At 71.8% G+C, this 20,442-nt stretch carries 20 protein-coding genes; 11 read left to right on the plus strand and 9 right to left on the minus strand.

Features of this window, described 5'->3' with window-relative positions:
• Positions 1-201: 201 nt before the first annotated feature.
• Positions 202-2,898 (minus strand): pyruvate, phosphate dikinase, encoded by a 2,697-nt coding sequence (ppdK, locus tag ACFWGJ_RS10730; protein ID WP_387322477.1) that lies wholly within the window; start codon positions 2,896-2,898, stop codon positions 202-204.
• Positions 2,899-3,167: 269 nt separating this feature from the next.
• On the opposite strand from ppdK, the gene ACFWGJ_RS10735 reads away from it, so the two are divergent.
• The 3 genes from ACFWGJ_RS10735 (at position 3,168) to ACFWGJ_RS10745 (ending at position 6,945) form a co-directional block, all read left to right on the plus strand.
• Entirely contained in the window at positions 3,168-3,872 is a 705-nt protein-coding gene (locus ACFWGJ_RS10735) for a response regulator (protein WP_387322479.1), read from the plus strand.
• Between the two features lie 170 nt (positions 3,873-4,042).
• Positions 4,043-5,071 carry a type I glyceraldehyde-3-phosphate dehydrogenase gene (gap, locus tag ACFWGJ_RS10740; RefSeq protein WP_387322481.1) on the plus strand — a complete coding sequence of 343 codons (1,029 nt, stop codon included), beginning with the start codon at positions 4,043-4,045 and terminating at the stop codon, positions 5,069-5,071.
• 149 nt (positions 5,072-5,220) lie between these two features.
• Positions 5,221-6,945: a GAF domain-containing protein gene (locus tag ACFWGJ_RS10745; protein WP_387322483.1), complete on the plus strand. Its 1,725-nt coding sequence runs from the start codon at positions 5,221-5,223 to the stop codon at positions 6,943-6,945.
• A gap of 200 nt (positions 6,946-7,145) precedes the next feature.
• On the opposite strand, the gene ACFWGJ_RS10750 is transcribed toward ACFWGJ_RS10745, so the two are convergent.
• From ACFWGJ_RS10750 to ACFWGJ_RS10760, 3 genes are all read right to left on the minus strand, one after another.
• Positions 7,146-8,231 carry an alkene reductase gene (locus tag ACFWGJ_RS10750; RefSeq protein WP_387322484.1) on the minus strand — a complete coding sequence of 362 codons (1,086 nt, stop codon included), beginning with the start codon at positions 8,229-8,231 and terminating at the stop codon, positions 7,146-7,148.
• 63 nt (positions 8,232-8,294) lie between these two features.
• Complete coding sequence (locus ACFWGJ_RS10755) at positions 8,295-8,897, minus strand: NADPH-dependent F420 reductase (protein ID WP_387322486.1); 603 nt, start codon at positions 8,895-8,897, stop codon at positions 8,295-8,297.
• A gap of 20 nt (positions 8,898-8,917) precedes the next feature.
• Positions 8,918-9,925 carry a zinc-binding dehydrogenase gene (locus ACFWGJ_RS10760; protein ID WP_387322487.1) on the minus strand — a complete coding sequence of 336 codons (1,008 nt, stop codon included), beginning with the start codon at positions 9,923-9,925 and terminating at the stop codon, positions 8,918-8,920.
• A 107-nt stretch (positions 9,926-10,032) separates the two neighbouring features.
• Here ACFWGJ_RS10760 and ACFWGJ_RS10765 point away from each other — a divergent pair, with 107 nt between their 5' ends.
• Positions 10,033-10,641: a TetR family transcriptional regulator gene (locus tag ACFWGJ_RS10765; RefSeq protein WP_387322489.1), complete on the plus strand. Its 609-nt coding sequence runs from the start codon at positions 10,033-10,035 to the stop codon at positions 10,639-10,641.
• A gap of 250 nt (positions 10,642-10,891) precedes the next feature.
• Here the strand turns inward: ACFWGJ_RS10765 and ACFWGJ_RS10770 are convergent, their stop codons facing one another.
• A complete protein-coding gene (locus tag ACFWGJ_RS10770; RefSeq protein WP_387322491.1) occupies positions 10,892-11,539 on the minus strand; it encodes an HAD family hydrolase in 648 nt (215 codons plus the stop codon).
• Positions 11,540-11,694: 155 nt separating this feature from the next.
• A complete protein-coding gene (locus ACFWGJ_RS10775; protein WP_387322493.1) occupies positions 11,695-12,240 on the minus strand; it encodes a TetR/AcrR family transcriptional regulator in 546 nt (181 codons plus the stop codon).
• An 86-nt stretch (positions 12,241-12,326) separates the two neighbouring features.
• Between ACFWGJ_RS10775 and ACFWGJ_RS10780 the strand changes: the two genes are divergently transcribed.
• The 7 genes from ACFWGJ_RS10780 (at position 12,327) to ACFWGJ_RS10810 (ending at position 18,180) form a co-directional block, all read left to right on the plus strand.
• Positions 12,327-12,734, plus strand: a complete 408-nt coding sequence (locus tag ACFWGJ_RS10780; RefSeq protein ID WP_387322495.1) for a nuclear transport factor 2 family protein — start codon at positions 12,327-12,329, stop codon at positions 12,732-12,734.
• Between the two features lie 138 nt (positions 12,735-12,872).
• The gene (locus tag ACFWGJ_RS10785; RefSeq protein WP_387322497.1) at positions 12,873-13,268 is read left to right on the plus strand and encodes a contact-dependent growth inhibition system immunity protein; all 396 of its coding nucleotides are present in this window, start codon (positions 12,873-12,875) and stop codon (positions 13,266-13,268) included.
• 168 nt (positions 13,269-13,436) lie between these two features.
• On the plus strand, positions 13,437-13,784 hold the full coding sequence (locus tag ACFWGJ_RS10790; RefSeq protein WP_387322499.1) for a putative quinol monooxygenase: 348 nt from the start codon (positions 13,437-13,439) through the stop codon (positions 13,782-13,784).
• A gap of 93 nt (positions 13,785-13,877) precedes the next feature.
• Complete coding sequence (locus tag ACFWGJ_RS10795) at positions 13,878-15,068, plus strand: sensor histidine kinase (RefSeq protein WP_387322501.1); 1,191 nt, start codon at positions 13,878-13,880, stop codon at positions 15,066-15,068.
• Positions 15,065-15,724, plus strand: a complete 660-nt coding sequence (locus ACFWGJ_RS10800) for a response regulator (protein WP_387322503.1) — start codon at positions 15,065-15,067, stop codon at positions 15,722-15,724. The genes ACFWGJ_RS10795 and ACFWGJ_RS10800 overlap by 4 nt, the downstream gene beginning before the upstream one ends.
• 206 nt (positions 15,725-15,930) lie before the next feature.
• Positions 15,931-16,569: a GPP34 family phosphoprotein gene (locus ACFWGJ_RS10805; RefSeq protein ID WP_387322505.1), complete on the plus strand. Its 639-nt coding sequence runs from the start codon at positions 15,931-15,933 to the stop codon at positions 16,567-16,569.
• A gap of 21 nt (positions 16,570-16,590) precedes the next feature.
• Entirely contained in the window at positions 16,591-18,180 is a 1,590-nt protein-coding gene (locus tag ACFWGJ_RS10810) for a carboxylesterase/lipase family protein (RefSeq protein WP_387322507.1), read from the plus strand.
• Positions 18,181-18,218: 38 nt separating this feature from the next.
• Here the strand turns inward: ACFWGJ_RS10810 and ACFWGJ_RS10815 are convergent, their stop codons facing one another.
• The 3 genes from ACFWGJ_RS10815 to ACFWGJ_RS10825 form a co-directional block, all read right to left on the minus strand.
• Positions 18,219-18,731, minus strand: coding sequence for a DUF4333 domain-containing protein (locus ACFWGJ_RS10815; RefSeq protein ID WP_387322509.1), 513 nt, complete (start codon positions 18,729-18,731; stop codon positions 18,219-18,221).
• A gap of 168 nt (positions 18,732-18,899) precedes the next feature.
• On the minus strand, positions 18,900-19,676 hold the full coding sequence (locus ACFWGJ_RS10820; RefSeq protein WP_387322511.1) for a hypothetical protein: 777 nt from the start codon (positions 19,674-19,676) through the stop codon (positions 18,900-18,902).
• Between the two features lie 74 nt (positions 19,677-19,750).
• A complete protein-coding gene (locus tag ACFWGJ_RS10825) occupies positions 19,751-20,335 on the minus strand; it encodes a hypothetical protein (protein WP_387322513.1) in 585 nt (194 codons plus the stop codon).
• Between the last annotated feature and the right edge of the window lie 107 nt (positions 20,336-20,442).

Raw genomic sequence — 20,442 nt, forward strand, 5'->3', positions numbered from 1 at the left:
GGTCCGGGCGGAGCGGCACCGCGGGGGCCGGTGCCGCTCACATCTCCACTCTCGTCCGGCACGGGCCCCGTCGCTTGTGCCGTTGGTCCCCGGTGGGGCCCGGTCGGCCCCGAGAGGACGGGCCGACCGGACCGGCCCCGTGACGGACCGGGACGGCCGATCCCGGAACCGGTCGGTGCAGGGCCGGTCGGTGCGGGGCCGTCACCGGCTGTCGCTCACCCCGGTCTCCGTCAGGGCGGCCCGCCCGGCCTCCAGACGGGCCACCGGGACCCGGAACGGCGAACAGGAGACGTAGTCCAGTCCCGCCTCGTGGAAGAAGTGGACGGACCCGGGATCGCCACCGTGCTCACCGCAGACGCCGATCGTCAGGCCGGGCCGGGCCGCGCGGCCCTCGGCGACAGCGATCCGGACCAGCCGCCCCACCCCCTCGCGGTCGATGGTCTCGAACGGGGAAGCGGCGAAGACGCCCTTGTCGAGATAGGCGGAGAAGAACGCCGCCTCGACGTCGTCGCGGGAGAAACCCCAGGTGGTCTGGGTCAGGTCGTTCGTGCCGAAGGAGAAGAACTCGGCCTGCCCGGCGATCCGGCCCGCCGTGAGCGCGGCCCGGGGCAGCTCGATCATGGTGCCGACCGGGCAGGTCACCGGGACGCCGGACTCTGCCGAGACCTCGGCCAGTACGCGTTCCACCTCTTCGCGCTCGATGCGCAGTTCCTCGACGGCGCCCACCAGCGGCACCATGATCGCCGCCTTCGGCGAGCCTCCGGCGCGGCTGCGCTCGACGACCGCTTCGGCGACGGCCCGTACCTGCATGGCGACCAGGCCCGGCACCACCAGACCGAGGCGCACACCGCGCAGGCCGAGCATCGGGTTCTCCTCGTGCATGCGGTTGACGGCGTCGAGCAGTTCGGTGTCGTGCGGATCCGGCGGGTCGCCGTGTGCCTCGGCGGTGGCGATGCGTACGGCGAGTTCGGTGCGGTCGGGCAGGAACTCGTGCAGCGGCGGATCGAGGAGGCGGATGGTGACCGGCAGGCCGTCCATCGCTTCGAGGATGCCGGCGAAGTCCTGCCGCTGCAGGGGAAGCAGCGCGGCCAGGGCGCGTTCGCGAGCGGCACTGTCGGCGGCCAGGATCATCTGTTCGACGAGCCTGCGGCGCTCCCCGAGGAACATGTGCTCGGTGCGGCACAGGCCGACACCCTGGGCGCCGAACCGGCGGGCCCGGGCGGCGTCCTCCGGCGTGTCGGCATTGGCCCGTACCTCCAACCGCCGTGTGGCGTCGGCCTGTTGCAGCGCTCGGGCGACCGCGTCGACGACCCGGGCCGACCGCTCGCCGCGTTCGCCCGTCTCCAGGTACCGCATGACGGCGGAGTCGACCAGGGGGACCGCGCCCGGGTACACGGCACCCGTGGAGCCGTCCACGGAGACGACCGTCCCCTCCTCGACGACGGCGCCGGTGGCTGTGGTGAAGCGCCGTGCTTCGGCGTCCACGGTGAGTTCCTCGGCGCCGCAGACGCAGACCTTCCCCATCCCGCGGGCGACGACCGCCGCGTGACTGGTCCTGCCGCCGCGGCCGGTGAGCACGGCCCGGGCGGCGACCATGCCGGGCAGATCGTCGGGGGTCGTCTCCTGGCGGACCAGCACGACCTCCTCCCCGGCCGCGGCACGCCGTACGGCCTCGGCGGAGTCGAAGACCGCGGCGCCCACCGCCGCACCCGGCGAGGCGGGCAGGCCGCGGGCCAGCGCATCCCCGGTCGCGGAGGTGTCGAAGCGGGGGAACATCAGCCGGGCGAGCCCGTCCCCGCCGACCCGCGACAGAGCCTCGGCGGGAGTGATGAGCCCTTCGTCGGCCAGCTCGGCGGCGATACGGAAGGCGGCCTCGGCGGTCCGCTTGCCCACCCGGGTCTGCAGCATCCACAGCCTGCCGCGCTCGATGGTGAACTCGATGTCGCACAGGTCCCGGTAGTGGCGCTCCAGCGTCCGCAGGTGCCCGCGCAGCTGTTGGTACGAGGTCGCGTCGAGCCGTTCCAGCTCGGCCAGGGGCACGGTGTTGCGGATGCCGGCGACGACGTCCTCGCCCTGGGCGTCGGCCAGGTAGTCGCCGTACGGGCCGCTGCGGCCGGTCGCCGGGTCACGGGTGAAGGCGACACCGCTGCCGGAGTCGGGACCGAGATTGCCGAACACCATGCGCTGCACGCAGACCGCCGTGCCCAGATCGTCGGGGATGTGCTCGCGCCGCCGGTACAGACGGGCGCGTTCCCCGTTCCACGAGCGGAAGACCGCGAGCACCGCCCGGCGCAGCTGCTCGGCGGGCGACTGCGGGAAGTGGTCACCCGTCACGACATGGATCACGTTCTTGTACGTCTCCACGAGTTCGGCGAGGTCGCCCGCGTCCAGCCGCAGATCGTCCGGGGCACCGCGCCTGTCCTTGAGCAGCGACATGGCCCGCTCGAACAGTTCGGCGTCGACGCCCATGACCGTACTGCCGAACATCTGCACCAGCCTGCGGTACGAGTCCCAGGCGAACCGCTCGCTCCCGGAGACCTTGGCCAGCCCCTGCACGGAGGCGTCGGTCAACCCGATGTCGAGGACCGTCTCCATCATGCCCGGCATCGAGAACCGGGCTCCGGAGCGGACGGACAGCAGCAGCGGGTCGTCCGGCTGCCCCAGGCTCCGCCCGGTGGCGGCCTCCAGGGCCGACAGATGACGGGAGATCTCCCGGGACATGCCCTCGGGCTCCGCGCCGGTGGCCAGGAAGGCCCGGCAGGCCTCGGTGGTGACGACGAACCCCGGCGGCACCGGAAGGCCGAGCCCGGTCATCTCGGCCAGATTCGCTCCCTTGCCACCGAGCAGGCCGGCCATGTCACGACCGCCTTCGGTGAAGTCGTACACGTGACGGACCATGACATGCGCTCCTCGGCTCGGTACCGCGGACCTGTGGGTGTGCCTTCCCTCAGCGTCGGACCGCCGCCGGCGGCGGAGGAGGTGCTGGACGTCCCTTCCGATGGGCCGGTCGGCCCGTGTGACCCTCGTGGAGCACCGGCCCGTCTGGGGAATCGGGGCCGACCGGCCCTGGTCGTCCGGTCCGGGAACCGGAAGGATCCAGCAGCAGAAGAAGCCGGTACGCGCGCGGGTGCGGACATCGGCGTCCGGCGTACACGAGGGAGCGTGCGATGGCCGACAGCGAGCGGACGGGCCCCGACGGCTCCATCCGGGTCTTCCTGCTGGACGACCACGAGGTGGTACGGCGTGGGGTGCACGACCTGCTGAACGACGAGCCGGACATCACCGTGGTCGGCGAGGCCGGAACCGTCGAACAGGCCCTGGTACGCGTGCCCGCCCTGCGTCCCCAGGTGGCGGTCCTCGACGTCCGGCTGCCCGACGGGGACGGGGTGACCGTGTGCCGGGAGCTGCGCTCACGCATGCCGGATCTGGCCTGTCTGATGCTGACCTCCTTCGACGACGAGGAGGCCCTGCTCGACTCGATCATGGCCGGGGCCTCGGGGTACGTCCTGAAGCAGATCAGGGGAGGGGACCTGGTGTCGGCCGTCCGCACGGTGGCCGCGGGCCAGTCCCTGCTCGATCCGAGCGCCACCGCCCAGCTGATGGCCCGTCTGCGCGCGGGGGACCAGCCCAAGGAGGAGCCGGACGTGCTGCCCGGCCTGACCGAGCGGGAACGGGAGATCCTGGCCCTGATCGGCGAGGGTCTGACCAACCGTCAGATCGGACAGCGTCTCTTCCTCGCCGAGAAGACGGTCAAGAACCACATCTCCCGGCTGCTCGCCAAGCTGGGTGTGGAGCGGCGCATCCAGGCGGCCGTCATCGCCACCCAGGCGCAGGCCCAGACGCAGGACAGGCCCAAGAACGAAGGACGCTGAGACCGGGGCTCGGGAGCCCCGGGAGCCCGAGTGCTAGGGGAGCCCGAGTCCGCACGTAGCAGGGCCGAACGTCCCCCGGCCCGCCCCCGTACGGCCCAAGCCCCGCCCGGTCACGCGCCCGCACGCTGGCACCGGAGACAGACACGGGACGGACCGGAAGGACGGCGGACATGAGTGTGCGGGTGGGCATCAACGGCTTCGGCCGCATCGGACGCAACTACCTGCGCTGCGTGCTGGAGCGCGCGGGGACGGGCGCGGGCACACCGGTGGAGGTCGTGGCGGTCAACGACATCACCTCACCGGCGGTTCTGGCGCACCTGCTTGAGTTCGACTCCACCTACGGACGGCTGCACCGCGCCATCGGGCACGACGACACCTCACTCACCGTGGACGCACACCGCATCGCCGTGACCGCCGAGCGGGACCCCGCCGCGCTGGCCTGGGGCGACCTCCGCGTGGACGTGGTCATCGAGTCGACCGGCCGCTTCCGCACCCGGGAGGACGCCGGACTCCACCTGAAGGCGGGAGCGCGCAAGGTGCTGCTCTCCGTACCGGGCAAGGGAGTCGACGGCACGATCGTGATGGGCGTCAACGAGAACACGTACGACGCACAGCGGGACCACGTCGTCTCCAACGCCTCGTGCACCACCAACTGCGTCGCTCCCATGGTCAAGGTGCTGAACGATCACTTCGGCATCGTCAAGGGACTGATGACCACCATCCACGGCTACACCAACGACCAGGTCGTCCTGGACGGCCCGCACAAGGACCTCCGCCGGGGCCGCAGCGCCGCCGTGAACATCATCCCCACCAGTACCGGGGCCGCCCGCGCCGTGGGCCTGGTCATGCCGGAACTGGCGGGCACACTCGACGGCATCGCCGTCCGCGTCCCCGTCGAGGACGGCTCGCTGACCGACCTGAGCGTGGTCCTGGCGCGGCCCGCGTCCGCGGACGAGATCAACACGGCGTTCCGGGAGGCCGCGGACGGCCCGCTGCGAGGCGTCCTGCGGGTGTCCGACGCCCCGATCGTCTCCCGCGACGTCGTCGGCGACCCCGCCTCGTGCGTCCTGGACGCCCCGCTGACCCAGGCCCACGGCGACCTGGTCAAGGTCTTCGGCTGGTACGACAACGAATGGGGCTACACCAACCGGCTGCTCGACCTCACCGAGTACGTCTCGGCCCGACTGCCCCAGAACTGAAGGGAGTTGCGGCCCCCCGGCCCGGCAGCGGGGCCGGATCCGTACGCTCTCCCGCCCCCGACCGCACAGGACCGCATCGGGCCGATAGCGTGACAGCCGACCGCAACGGTCGGCTGTCCGTGCGCCGAGGGGACCGGGAGGATCAAGCGGTGGGAAGCGCCGAGGAGTCCCGTCAGGCCCGTGTGCCGCTGCCGCAGCTGAGACTGGACGAGCTGCTGGAGGAACTGCAGGCCAGGCTGGACGCCGCCCGCGGTACGCGCGACCGGGTGCACGGCCTGCTGGAGGCCGTGCTCTCCGTGGGCCGGGAGCTGGATCTGGAGCAGGCGCTGCACAGCATCGTCGAGGCCGCGGCCGTGCTCGTGGACGCGCGCTACGCCGCCCTGGGGGTGATCGGGCCCGACGGCAGGCGGCTGTCGGCCTTCCACACGGTCGGGATCAGCGAGGAACAGATCGCCGAGATCGGCCACTTCCCCCAGGGGCACGGCATCCTGGGCGAACTCATCCGTCACCCCGAGCCCCTGCGGCTGGGGAAGCTGTCCGGGCACCCGGCCTCGTACGGATTCCCGCCCCATCATCCGCCGATGAACACCTTCGTCGGTGTCCCGATCCGCGTACGGGAGCAGGTCTTCGGCAATCTCTATCTGACCGAGAAGCGGGGCGGGGCGCAGTTCGACGAGGAGGACGAGTCGGTCCTGTCGACGCTGGCGGTGGCGGCCGGCGTGGCCATCGACAACGCCCGGCTGTACGAGGAGTCGAGGCTGCGTGAACGCTGGCTGCGGGCGAGCGCGGAGATCACCCACTGCCTGATGTCGGGCAGGGACCGCGCCGAGGTCCTGGGGCTGATCGCGGAGCGGGCGAGGGACATCACCTCGGCGGCGCTGGCGGTGGTCGCCCTGCCCATGGAGAACACGGACTCGCTCACCGCCGAACTGGCCTTCGGCAAAGGGGCCGAGGCGCATCGAGGGCTGGTGCTGCCGGTGGACGACGGTCTGATCGGCCGGGCGTACTCGCGGGCCGCCTCCGTCGCCAGTCCCGACATCTCCGCGGAGGAGCGGGCCGCGTCCGGCCCGCCGCGGTTCACCGGGCTGGGTCCGGCCGTGGCCGTCCCCATCGGAACGGGCGAACGGGTACGAGGCATCGTCCTGCTGGTACGTGAGTCCGGCGGGGCGGCGTTCACCGCGAAGGAGACGGAAGCCCTGCAAGGCTTCGCCGCACAGGCCGCGATCGCCATGGAACTGGCGGAACGCCGTGAGGACGCCGAGGAGATCGCGGTCCTCAAGGACCGTGACCGGATCGCCCGCGACCTCCACGACCTGGCGATCCAGCGGCTGTTCGCCACCGGCATGACACTGCAGAGCGCGGGCCGCTTCATCGAGCACGACGAGGCCTCGGAACGCGTGTCGCGGGCGGTGGACGACCTGGACGAAACCATCAAGATCATCAGGGCGACCATCTTCGGCCTGCGCTCCCGCGAGGGCGCCGCGGCGCCGGGCCTGCGGGCCCGCGTGGCCCGCGTGGTCGGCGAGGCGGCGCCGGTGCTCGGCTTCACGCCCAGCCTCCAGATGGAGGGACTGGTGGACACCCAGGTCGCCAAGGAGACGGCCGACCACGTGGTGGCCGTGCTCTCCGAGGCCCTGACCAACATCGCCCGGCACGCCCGGGCCACGTGTGCCGCGGTGGTTCTGGAGACCGACGGGCGCGAGGTGCGCCTGACGGTCTCCGACGACGGCGTGGGCATTCCGCCCGAGGGTCGCCGAAGCGGCCTGAACAACATGGCGGAACGGGCCGGGCAGCTGGGCGGGGAACTGCAGTTGGGCCGTACGGACGGCGGCGGGACCACTGTGGTGTGGTGGGCACCGGTGGGCGAACGGTAGGACCGTCCGGCGGTTTCCGGGTTTCCGGCTCCGGGCGCCGTGCCCGCCGGCCCCCTCGACGACCCGCGCGACCGCAGCATGACGTGGACTGCCTCGGTGTACCTCTCATTGGTCTCCGATCGCGCCGAGCGCCGGGCCCTCTCCGCCGGCACCCCTGTGTGAGCGCGCGTCATGAGGGGCGGCGCCTGGGCCCGTTGCGCTCAGCCGGCGGTGAAGGCGGGGTAGTCCGTGTAGCCCTCGGTGTGGCCGGCGTAGTGGGTGTCCTGGTCGGCGTCGGCCAGCGGGTGGCCGTGCCTGAAGCGCTCGACCAGGTCGGGGTTGGCGATGTAGGGGGCGCCGAAGGAGACCGCGTCGACGACACCGTGGGCGAGTATGCCGTTGCCGAGGGCCTGGGTGAAGCCGAGGTTGGCGACGATGTTGCCCTGGTAGTGGGCGCGGTAGCGGGAGAAGAGGGCGATGCGCTCCTCGATGGTGCCGGGGGCGCCCAGGAGGTGAAGATAGGCCAGGTCGCTGTCGTTGAGCTTCTTGAGCAGCTGGTCGTAGTCGGCGAGGGTCTCCTCGTCCGCGGTGAACGCCGTACCGCTGGTCCAGCCCGGGGACATCTTCACGCCGACACGGTCGCCGCCCCAGACGTCACCGACGGCGTCGAGGATGTCGAGGAGGAGCCGGGCCCGCTTCTCGCCGCTGCCTCCGTAGGCGTCGGTGCGCCGGTTCAGGCGGGGGTTGAGGAACTGCGGGATCAAGTGGGAGACCTGGGCGTGGAGTTCGACGCCGTCGAAACCGGCGCGGCGGGCGTTCTCGGCCGCACGGCGGTAGTCGGCGACGGTGCCGGCGATCTCGGCGGCGGTGAAGGCGCGCGGGGTGACGGTGTCCTTCGGACCCGAGGAGGTGAAGGATTTCTCGCCGGGGTTGACGGCCGAGGGCCCGGCGGGCAGACGGCCGCCGAGGTGGTCGGGATGGGAGGCCGCTCCGACGTGGCCGAGCTGGGAGACGATCCGCCCGCCCGCCTCGTGGACGGCTTCGGTGACCTTCGCCCAGCCGGCGGTCTGGGTGTCGGTGTAGATGCCGGGGACGTTGATGAAGCCGATCGCGTCGGGGCTGACCCAGGTTCCCTCGGTGACGATCAGTCCGGCGCCGGCGCGCTGCGCGTAGTAGGTCGCGTGCAGGTCGGTGGGCGCCAGTTCGGTGTTGTGGGCGCGGGCGCGGGTCATGGGGGCCATGACGACGCGGTTGGGGAGTTCCAGCGCGCCGAGGCGGACGGGCTGCAGCAGGGGCTGGGTGGTCATGAGTGACTTCCTTGTGGCGGAGGGCGGATGAGGAGGACGGCTGGTGCTGGGCGCGGGCCCGGCTCAGTCCTGCTTGAGGGCGTGGAGGGCGGAGAGCGGGCCGCCGAGTTGCATGAGGCGTCCGCCCTCGCGGAGAAAGCCGAGATCGACGGGCGCGAACCCGAAGTCCGCGGTGAGGTCCGCGACGGTCGTCTTGGCGTCGGCGTCGTCACCGGCGAGGAACAGCACCTGGCGTCCGGCCGGGTGACGCGGATCGGCGGCGATGTACTGGCCGTAGAGGGTGTTGAACGCCTTGACGACGCGGGCGCCGGGCAGCAGTGAGGCCACGTACTCGCTGCCGGTCAGTTCGCCGAGATCGGCGATCTTCGGGTGCGGGGGCAGCGAGGCGAACTGGTTGGTGGCGTCGATGACGATGCGTCCGCCGAAGTCCGGCAGGCCGGCTGTCGCGTCCGGGATCTGTGGCCAGCCGACCGCGAGGAGTACGAGGTCGGCCGCGGCGGCTTCCTCCGGGGTGCCGGCGTGGGCGAGCGGTCCGAGTTCGTCGGCGAGGCCGGCCAGGGAGGCGGGGCCGCGGCTGTTGCTCAGGACGACCGGGTGGCCGTGGGCCACGGCATGGCGGGCGATGGCCTGGGCGACGGTTCCGGCGCCGAGGGTTCCGATCTTCATGGCGGTGTCCTTCGTGGGGTTCAGGATGCGGGGCTGGTGAGCAGGACGGTTCCGCTCTTGCCGGGGCGCCGGACATGGCCGACGGCCTGCGCGAAGTCGGCGAGGTCGTACTCGGCGGCCACCTCGAAGAGTTCCGGGGCGGTCGCGGCCAGATCGGTGGCGAAGGCGACGTCCTCGGCCCGTTCCCCGGGCGCGCGGGTCATCCACCGGCTGATGGACACGCCCCGCACGGTCAGCTCCCGCGGCGTCAGCGCGAGCGACTCCAACGGCGTGCTCCCGGAGCCGAGTTGTCCGTAGGTGATCAGCGTGCCGCCGTCGTCGAGCAGCGCGGCCAGCTCACCGGTCAGGGATCCGCCCACCGCGTCCAGTACGACCTGGGCGCCCCGGCCACCGGTCGCGTCCCGGACCTGGGTACGCCAGTCCGCGTCGGCCGTCGAGACGGTCGGCAGCGTGGGGAAACGCTGCCGCAAGGCCTGCGCCCCCGTGGCGCTGCGTACGAGGTTGACCAGCGGGATGTCGTGCCTGAGCGCTGCCGTGGCGACCAATCTGCCCACCGACGAACCGGCGGCCGTCTGCACCACCGGGCCAGGCTTGCCGTGCTGGGCGTCCTCGACGGCCCGTAGCAGCATGAGCAGGGTGAGTGGGTTGACCAGCATCAGGGCCGCGGTGCCGTCGCTGACGCCCTCGGGCACCGGCACCACCAGATCGGCCGGTGCCGTGAGGAGTTCGCTCCACGCGCCGGGCACCGGGAAGAACGCGACCCGCTGACCGGGCCGCAGGTCCCGCACGCCCTCGCCGACGGTCTCGACGACGCCCATTCCCTCCAGGCCGGGTGTCCGTGGCGCGGCGAACGGCTGCTGCGACGCGCCCGGAAAACCCGCCACTCCCGCCAGGTCGCCGGGATGGACGGGCCGGGACAGCACCCGTAGCCGCACCTGTCCGGCCGCGGGGGCGGCAGGGGGCGGCTGTTGGCTCAGGCGCAGTACCTGCCCGGCTTCTCCGTGCTGGTCATAGGTGATGGCACGCATGACGCTCCCGTTCCATGGGTTTTTGATGACACGCATCATTGAAACTCTTGTTATGATGAGAGCCGTCATTGAAAAGGTCAAGTCGACAGCGACGCGAGAGGACGGCCATGCCGCGGATCACCAAGGAGGACAAGGCCCGTAACCGGCAGAACATCCTCGAAGCGGCGGGCCGCATGTTCCGCTCGCAGGGCATCGACGCGGTCGGTATCGCCGAGCTGATGAAGGAAGCCGGACTCACCCACGGCGGCTTCTACAACCACTTCGCGTCCAAGGACGACCTGGTCGTGGAGGTGTGCGGGGCCTCCTTCGCCGCCTCGCTCGGCAGCCTGGCCCGGACGGTGGAGGAGGGACCCGACCAGGGCGGCTCGCCGCTGGAGCGGGTCGTGGCCGGATACCTGTCCACCGCACACCGGGACGCCCCGGACGGCGGCTGTCCTTCTGCCTCCCTGGTCGTCGACGCGGGACGGCACAGCGAAGGCGTCCAGAGCGCGTACGCCACAGGGGTCGAGGGCTATCTCGCCGGCTTCGCCGCCGAATTCCAGCGTGAGGCCGAGGAGGAGGGCCATGAACTCGACCCGGGCGAGGCCCGTCACAGGGCCATGCGCCTGCTCAGTGAGATGGTCGGCGCGATGACGCTCGCGCGGGCCATACGCCACGTCGAGCCGGAGCTCTCCGACGAGATCCTGCGGACCGGCCGCGACCACGCCCTCGACTGACGCGGTTCAGCCCTGTCGCGGACAGGGATTGTTTTCAGGGGCGGCTGAGTCCGGGGCCCGTGTCACGGACGACCTCGGCCCCGTCCTCTCCAGCGCAACCCGACGCTGATGACGGACGCACCCGTGCTCTTCCAACTGTGCGCGCTCAGGACCCTGATGCTGGCCATGGGACCGCAGGGCGTGCAGGACACGTCGTGACCCGGTCGTCGCCGTCGCCGTCGCCGTCATCGGTGTCGGCGGCGGCGTCGGGCTACTCCGCGGAGTGGGTCAGGAGGTGGTCGACGGCGTCGGTGACGTCGTCGACGGTGTGGTGGGGTGTGGCGAGGCCGTCGGGCCACGGCCTGCCGCGTACCCAGATCGCGCGCAGACCCGCGTTGAAGCCGCCCGCGATGTCGGTCAGCGGATTGTCGCCGGTCATCCAGTCACCGGGGGTGAGCTGGGTGCCGCAGCGCGCGGCGGCGAGTTCGAAGAGCCGCGGATCGGGCTTGCGGACGTCGATGTCGCCGGAGGCGGCGATGCCGTCGATCAGTTCGGCGAGGCCGGTGGCACGGATCTTGGCACGCTGGATGTCGCTGGCGCCGTTGGTGGCGACGCCGATGCTCCAGCCGGCGTCCTTGAGCCGGGTCAGGCTCGCGAGGACGGCGGGGCGGCAGGTGACGGCGGCTGCCATGCGGTCGACGTACACACGCCACAGATGACCGGGAGACTCGTCGAGCTGGAAGGTGGCGGCAAGGCGGTCGAAGTCACTGCGGTCGGCCCGGTCGGCGAGTTCGGTGAGCAGCCAGTGCTCGATGTCCGGGCCGTAGCCGTGGTCGGCGCTGAGGGTGGCTATGGCGTCCGCGAAGGCGGCCGTGCGGTCGACGAGAGTGCCGTCCAGGTCGAAGAGAGCGAGGCGCATGGGGGTGACCCTATCCGGGTCGCTACCTGCACTGATCTTCGTCCGGCAGCGTCCCGGCGTCGTTCCGGTGTCCAGCCGCCCGGCTGCCGGTCGGGCAGTCGCATCGAACACCGCCCGGCCGAGAGCGCGTTGTACCGGGGCCATCGTGGTCCGAGCTACCCGCGGGGCTCCAGGCCGTCCAGGATGACGTCGATCAGGCGGGCGCGGGTCGAAGCGTCCGCGGTGGCCTGGGCGGCTCGGCCGGCCGCGATCAGCAGGGCGATCAGATCGTCGAACGACACGTCCTCGCGCACGGCCCCGGCGGCCTGCGCGCGCTGGAGCAGGGCGCCGACAACCGAGCGCAGCCGGGCGGTGACCTCCGGGTCGGCGTCCACGTGCAGATCGCTCAGGGCGTCGGCGAGGATCAGCTTCTCGGCCGACGTGGTGGCCATGCCGGTGAAGAACTCCCGGAACCAGCCGGGCGAGGCGTCGCCCGTCCCGACGGTCGTGGCACGGGTGGCCAGGTGCTCCAGGCGCTGCTCGTAGACCGCCTTGAGCAGGGCTTCCTTCGTGGGGAAGTGGCGGAAGACCGTGCCGATTCCGAGCCCGGCCCGCCGGGCGATCTCCTCCGTCGACGCCGTCACCCCGAGTTCGACGAAGACCTCGTCGGCGGCGCGGAGTACGGCGGATCGGTTGCGTGCGGCGTCGGCTCGGGGAGACACGGGAACCCTTCCTTGACAAGCGGAGTCGTCACTCCGTAACGTCTCTAACGGAGTGGTCACTCCGATTCTAACTTCTGGAGGCAATCATGCCCGACAACGCGGTCCGTGATCCCCGTGAGGTCTTCGAGCTTCTGCTGAAGTCGCTCGCCGACCGGGACCTGACGACGGCCGTCGGTCTGTACGCCGAGGACGCGGTGGTGCGGCAGCCGTTCGCCAAGCCCGCCGAGGTCGTGCTGACGGGCCGGCCCGAGATCGAGCAGCACTTCGCCGTGTTCGGCGCGGCCCCGGTCACGCTGTCGCCACGCAACGTCGAGGTGCACGGGACGGCCGACCCGGAGGTCGTCGTGGGGGAGTGGGACCAGGACGTGACCCGGACGACGGACGGCACGACGGTCAGCACGCACAACATCGCCGTGTTCTGCGTCCGGGACGGGCAGGTCGCCTGGTCACGCGACTACCACGACCACGCCGCGCTCGCCGGCCTGCTGACGTGACCTGAGGCCTGAGCGGGACTCGGCCGTCGGCGAGGCGTGGCCGCGGGGTCAACCAGCTCCAGGCCTGGCGAGCCGTATGCGCGAGGACAGCGACCTTGCCGGCCGCGGCCGGGACCTACGGCGTGGGACGATCGGGCCATGCCCCGCCCCATAGACCGTGAGCGCTCCCTGGAGGAACTTGAGCGCGACTTCCGGCCGCCCCCACCGGCCGGGGCAAGTCGCCTTGTCGCGGCGGCGCACGTCCTTCGGCGTCGGCCGGTCGGCGAGCTGACCGTTGAGGACATGCGTCTGCTGATCGGGCAGAACGACGGACTTGCCCACCTTCTGCCGCTCGCGCTGGAGGTGCTGCGGGACGACCCGATGGCCGAGGGCGACATGTACGAGGGCGACCTGCTGTCCGCCGTTGTGACCAGGAGCCCGGCAGTCTGGAAGGACTGGCCCGAACTGGGGCGGGAGCTGGTCGTCATCGTTTCGGGACTGACCGATCCGCCGCCGCTCCTGATGCAGGGCATCGCACGGTTCCTGTCCCGGTAGACGTCTCGGCGCGGGCAGGTGAGAGTGCGCGGCCGACGAGGGCCGTGCGTCCGCCGGGCTGACCCTTTGTCCGTCACCGGACTTGCCCCTGACATCAACGTCAGCTCCTACGCTCCGGGCAGTCGGCCATCGACGCCGACGGATCCGACTATGACGGAGTGGAACCCCATGAGCACTGACGACATCACCGACGGCCTCATCCCTGCCGACATCCTCGCCTCCGACACGCCTGTCGCGGTCTACGGATACGCCAGGGCCAAGGCGGGCGAGGAGGGGCGGCTGCTGGGCGAGATTCAGGCGATCATCGGCCTCACGAGGAAGGAGGACGGATGCGAGCAGTACGTGGTGCACACCACGCCGGACCAGCCGGGCGCCTTCGCCTTCTATGAGCGCTGGTCCTCCGGCGCCCACCTGCTGGCGCACGTCTCGCAGCCGTTCATGCAGACGTACTTCGCCGCGATCGCGGGTCTGATCGCAACAGAACCGGAGGCCCACTGGCTGCACCCCCTGTCCTGACCCACGGCCCGATGCCGGGGCCGCGCGCCACGCCGAGCCCCGGCCAGGTCAGGTCAGGTCCAACGCTCGCCATCCGCTGGATAAGGTCGCTACGTGGACCGCAGCAGCAGAGAGCCGCAGGACGTGTTCGCCGGGGGAGCGCGGGACGGGTTGTCGTCCCGAGCGGCCCGGGCGTTGTGGTGGGGGCCGGCTTTTCTGGTGCTGGGCGTGCTCGGTACCTCGGTGCTGGTCGCGGGCGTCGACCACGGTGGGCGAGCGCCGGTCGCGGCGGCCCTGGTTCTTGTGCAGGTCTGTGCTCTGCGATGGCTGGCGCGCGCCCCGGTCGCCGTGCTGGTCGTGGTCGCGGTGGCAGGGCTGGGGGTGTGGGCACTGCTGCCGGCGGTGACCTTGACGGGGGCGCTTCTCGCCGCACAGGTCGCCTTGTGCGTGGTGTCGGCCACCAGGCCGCGGCGGGCATCGGCCGGAGCACTCGCGGCGATGCTCCTTCCGGCGCCCCTGGCGTTCGCGGCGGGCGGTCCCGCCGGCCTCGCCGTCTACCTGCTTGCGGTGGTGCTGGCGTGGACCGCGGGGCAGTGGCGCAGGGCTCAGCAGGCCCGGCTGCGGGCGGAGTTGCGGCGGGCGGTGGTGGAGGAGCGAGCGCGGATCGCCCGCGAGGTGCACGACGTCGTGGCGCACACCCTGTCGGTGATGGTCATTCAGGCGGGCGCCGCCGACGACGTGTTCACCAGGCAGCCCGAACAAGCACGTCAGGCGCTGCGGTTCATCGAGACGGGCGCCCGCTCGGCGTTGGGCGAACTGCGGCTGCTGCTGCGCGCGTTCCGGCCGGACATGGAGGAGGACCCCTCCGGGAAGCATCAGGAGCCCGGGCCCTCGCTCGCGCGCCTGGATGAGCTGGCCGACACGGTCCGCGCGACCGGGATGACGGTGCACGTGCACCGCGAGGACGCCACAGCCGGGCTGCCGGCCACGGTGGACCTGGCGGCGTACCGGATCATTCAGGAGGCCCTCACCAACACATTGCGGCACGCGGCCGACGCCGATGAGGTGAAGGTGCGCGTCACCACCGAAGGCGGATGCGTGCTGGTCACGGTGGTCGACAACGGGCGCACGCCCCAGGCCAGGGGGCGTACGGCCCAGGCCCGGGCGGTCGCGGCGGGGACAGGACGCGGACTGGTGGGGATGAAGGAACGCGCACACCTGGTCGGCGGCAGCCTGCGCGCAGGAACGCTGCCCGGGGGCGGGTTCGAGGTGGCGGCACGGCTGCCGGTGGAGCGTACGCCATGACGCTTCGTGTGGTGGTGGCAGACGACCAGGCCCTGGTCCGTACCGGATTTCGCATGATCATCGATGCGCGGGACGACCTCACGGTGGTCGGCGAGGCGTGCGACGGCCGCGAAGCGGTGCGGCTGACGCGGGAACTGGAACCCGACGTGGTGCTGATGGACGTACGCATGCCCGGAGTGGACGGTATCGAGGCGACCCGGCAGATCGCCGAGTCCGGCAGCCCGGCCCGGGTGCTCGTGCTGACCACCTGGGACGTGGACGCCCATGTGGTCGCCGCGCTGCGGGCCGGGGCGAGCGGCTTCCTGCTGAAGGACATGCGCCCCGGCGAACTCGTCGACGCGATCAGGCTGACCGCGCGCGGCGACGCGCTGCTCGCGCCTGTCGTGCTGAGCCGTGTCCTCGACCGGTTCCTGCGCACGACGCCCGACCCGGCGCCGCCGCCCTCCCTGCGGGATCTGTCCGGCCGGGAGCGGGAGGTGCTCACGCTGATCGGACAGGCGCTGTCTAACGCGGAGATCGCCGGGCGGCTGCGCGTATCGGAGGCCACCGTCAAGAACCATGTCACCGCGGTGCTGCGCAAACTGGGCCTGCGTGACCGCGTCCAGGCCGTCGTCGCGGCCTACGACCACGGACTCGTGCAGCCGCGCAGCCCTTGACCACCGGCTCGTGCCGCCGGGCAGCTTCTGACCACCGGCTCGTGCGGCTGGCAGCCTTCGACCAGGGGCGCATGCAGCCGCGCCGCCCCTGAGCACGCCGTCTCCTCCTCAGGGAGGAGACCGGGCCGCGATCCTCCTGTGCTCCCAGTGCCAGTCCGTCCGCGCGGCCGATCCGCGCCCGGGGCATGCGGCCGTAGCGTCGAGGTGTGAACGACGACCTGGCCTGCCACATGTATCTGCTCGCCCACGACGACGCGGCCGAAGGCCCCTACAACCGTTCCCGCACCCAGCTGCTGGTGCGCGCCGCCGCCCTGATCGACCTCGCGTCACGCGGCCGGCTGGTCGAGGATGCCGGCACGGTGACCGTGTCCGGCACCGCGCCGACCGGCGACCTGGTCCTGGACGGCGTCCTGCGCGACGCCGCCGGCGGGCACGGCTGGAAGCACCTCGTACGCCGCCATCGCAAGCGGACCCTGACCGAGGTGGAGGACCGGCTGGTCGCGGCGGGCCTGCTCACCGCGAAGGCGCCCCGCACCCCCTTCGGCACACAGCGGCTGACCATGACGGACCGCTCCGTGCCCGCCGCCCTGCGCGCCCGCGTCACCGCGGTGCTGCACGCGGACGGCCCCGTGCGGGACCTCCCCGTCGCCGACGCCGCGCTGCTGGCGCTGGCCACGGCCGGCGGCATCCGCTCGGTCGTCCCACGACAGGACCAGAAGACCTTCCGGGCCCGTATCGACGCCTGCACGGCAAGTCTCGCCGCCGTCGCGCCAGGCCTGGAGAAAGCGGTACGCGCTCTGCCGACGACCATGATCGCCGCGCAGGGCGGTATGGGCGGCAGCTGACCGAACGGGGAGGCGATCACCATGCACCGAGTCCTGACCACCCTGGGCTGCGCCCTCATGGCCGCACTCGCCACGGGCTGGACCGCACCACCGCCGACGGAGCCCGCCCGGCCCGCCACCGGCACCGCCATCGCTTCCGCCACCGGCACTGCCACGACGGTACGCACCCACGACGGCCTGGTCAGGGGCGCCGCCCATGACGGCTACCGCACCTTCGAGGGCATTCCGTACGCCGCACCCCCGGTCGGCGGCCTGCGCTGGGCGCCACCGCACCCTCCGGCCCCCTGGTCCGGGACACGGGACGCCACCCGGCCCGCGAGCCCCTGCCCACAGCCGGCCGGCGAGGTGCCCGGCGGAAGCACCGACGAGGACTGTCTCCACCTGAACGTCACCACGCCCGACGGCGCGGGACCCGCCCGCCCCCGTCCGGTGATCGTGTGGCTGCACGGCGGCGGCTTCACCACCGGAGCGGGCAGCTCCTACGACGCCCACCGCATGGCCACCCGGGGCGACGCCGTGATCGTCACCGTCAACTACCGCCTCGGAGCACTCGGTTTCCTCGCGCACAGCGGACTGCCCGGCTCCGGCACCTTCGGACTGGCCGACCAGCAGGCCGCGCTGCGCTGGATCCGCACCGAGATCGGCGCCTTCGACGGCGACGCCCACAACGTGACGCTGGCCGGCGAGTCGGCGGGTGGCTACAGCGTCTGCGCCCAGCTCGTCTCACCCGCGGCCGCAGGGCTCTTCGACCGGGCGATCATCGGGAGCGGCCCCTGCACCGGCCGCCCCGACCGGCCGTTCGCCCCGTCCTCCGTCCCTCTGAGCGAGGCGCGCGCAACGGGCGCGGACCTCGCGGCAAAGGTCCACTGCGGATCCGCGCGCCACCTCATGGCCTGCCTGCGGCGCGTGGACGTCTCGCGTCTGCTCTCGGCCCAGGACGCGGATCAACAGCCCGCTCACAGCACCCCGTTGCTGCCCGGCGATCCCGCGACGGCCATCGCCGCTGGCCGCTTCCATACCGTCCCCGTACTCATCGGAAACAACCACGACGAGGGCAACGGCTGGGCCGCCGGGATCGTACAGGCCGGCCACCCCGTCACCCCCGACACCTGGCCCGGTGTCGCGGCCACCTTCTTCCCCTCCTCGGGACAGCCGAGGGCGATCGTCCGTGAGTACCCGGTGCACCGCACCGACGGGGGACCGGTGTTCGGGGCTGTCATCGGCGACGCGAACTTCGCCTGCCCGACCCTGCGTACCCAGCGCCTGCTGGCCGAGCGCGTGCCCGTCTGGCGTTATGAGTTCGCCGACGAGCACGCCCCGCCCCTCACCTCGGGTACGCCGCCGTTCCCGCTCGGCGCACCGCACGCGAGTGAACTGCCCTACCTGTTCGACCTGGGCGGCCGGCCCCGCGACATGACCGCGGCACAGCACCGGTTGGCCGACACCATGATCTCCTACTGGACCCGCTTCGCCCGTACCGGCGACCCCAACAGCCCGTCAACGCCGCCCTGGCACCGGCAGACGGTGCTGTCCCTGGCGCCGGACCACATCGTCCCCACCCGCTCGGCATCCTCCCGCCACCACTGCGCGTTCTGGAACGACCTCGGGTGACTGCGCGGACGACCACCCACGTGCTGAAGCGCCGCCCTTCACTTGGCGGTGCCGTCGACCTTGTAGGTGTAGTGGACCTGGTTGCCGTTGACCGACGTGGCGGTGACGACGACGTCGTAGGTGCTGCCGCCTGCCGTGAGTTCGCAGGTGATCGTGGCACCGACCCGGGCCGGGAGGTGCTGGGGGCAGGTGACCCTGTCGGGACGCTTGCCGGTGTCCGCGGCGAGCTTGTCGGAAATGGTCTGCGCGACGCGGGCCTTGTGGACGGCCCCGTCCTCGCTGACGCCCGTGTTCGCGGGCTTCGACGGATCGTCACCGACCGGCTGCTCCTCCGCCGTCGGCTGCTCCTCGGCGGTCGGCTGTTCCTCCGTCGTCGGCTGTTCCTCGGCGGTCGGCTTTTCCTCGGCAGCGGTGGCGCTTTCGCCGGCCGTCGCCTCACTCTTCTTCTCCGCGTCGCCGGCACTGAAGGAGCATCCGGTGGCGAGGAGCACCGTCAGTGCGCCGAGTGCCGTCGCGGTCGCCATCCTCTTGGTACGCGCTGTGTGCTGCATTTCATCCCCGTGTTCGGTGGTTGATGTTGATGAGACAAATCTTCTGTACCGGGCAATCGGCACAATCAGCCCTGTGTGCGGGCGGCTTGAGCCAGGCCGAGGGGCGGACATCCACGGGAGGGTGGGTTCGTCTCGGTCGGACTGTGTGGGCGGAGTGTGACCGAAAGGTCAGTCGGCGCCGGCGCCGGTGACCTCGACGGCGGTACCGAGGTTCGGCGCCGCGCTCCTGGCGAGTTCGCGGGCGTCGTCCGGATCCGCGCCCTTCGCCACGACGATGCTGACCGCCGAGCCGGACACGGCATCGCGTCGCAGCGTCGCGCCGACGACCGGGTACCTGGCGAGCACCGCCTCGTACGCGGCGATCGCCTCGGCGGGGAACCGCTCGTTGAAGTCGCTCTCCACGAAGAGCCCTCCTTCGACCCTCAGGACCATCACACCGGAGAGCGGCCGGTGCCGGTCACCCTCGGCGTACATGTCCTTGAACACGGCCAACGCGCCGGTGGCGTCGACCGCGGTGACCTCGATCCGCCAGCGGTCCGTTGCCTTCTTCCAGGGCTCGTCCTTGATGTCGGCGTTCCTGACCCGGTCGTCGGCCGTCAGCGACCGCCACAGCGCCAGGACCTCGCCGGTGCGCCTCTCGTCCGCGACGACCGTGAAGGTGATGCCGTCCGCCTCGATCCGGCCGCGGGTCTTGCCGTGACGGGCGACGTACTTCCTCATCTCGCCCACCAGCGCGGTCACGCGGTCGGCCGAAGTGCCGTCCTTGAGGGTCAGCGTGCCGGTGGACGTTCCCTGGAAGGGCAGGGTGTTGTTCTTGGTGGTGTGGATGGACGCCACGTCCGGCGTACCGGCCCAGTTCTCCTCGAAATCCGCGGCGAGTGACGTGCCCTTGTCGATGGCGCAGCCGGCCAACGAGGGCAGGCCGAGCACCAACGCGAGGATCACTGTCGGCCACCGCAGGGCGCTCCTTCTCAGTGTCGTCTCCTTGAAAGCGGGTGAGCACGCCGGGGCGGGTCGGCTCAGGATCTGGCATGTGGTGGGCGGGGCCGGCCGTTGTGGCGCAGCCGGAGCAGGCGCCGGGGGTGCGAGCGCAGCACCGGATGAAGGTTCCAGCCCTGCTCCGAGGCGACGCCCAGGACGTAACGTGCGCCCGCGCCCCGGAAGTGGTGTGCTCCGAGTTCCAGGTCGCGGTGGTACTCGCGACGGTGCCGGGAGGTTTCCACCCGCCGGGTCTGCTTCTCGATGCGCCGGTCCACACGGGCCCGGTAGTACGCCGAGTCGCCCTCCCGCACGAGCGCCACCGGGGTCACGCACCAGAGCGGAAGGAACGGCATCCGGCCGATCGTGGCGTCCAGCATCCGCGTCGCACCGTTCTCGGCACGCGGCACCATGTAGACGATGAGCTCGGCCACCGGCGCCACGAAGTACAAGCAGACGGCGAGGCAGACCCAGAGCACCCACCACAGCGGCAGGAACACCAGGGTCAGCGGAAGAAGGAGCAGCCAGCGCAGAGCGGCCGGACGAACGGGAAGCGGCCCCCAGGCGGGGTCGTCGTAGTCATGCACGGGTGGTGCCTTCTCCTCGGGTTCGCCATCGAGCCTCACCGTCTGATCCTGACCGTCACTGCAGGGGAGCCGCATCGAACGAGTTCTGCGGGGCCGAGCAACCCGAAGCTGTTGCGGGCGCAGCCGTCGCGCGCCCCGTCCGGTGT

This window comes from Streptomyces sp. NPDC060205, assembly GCF_042728395.1.
GTDB lineage: Bacteria > Actinomycetota > Actinomycetes > Streptomycetales > Streptomycetaceae > Streptomyces.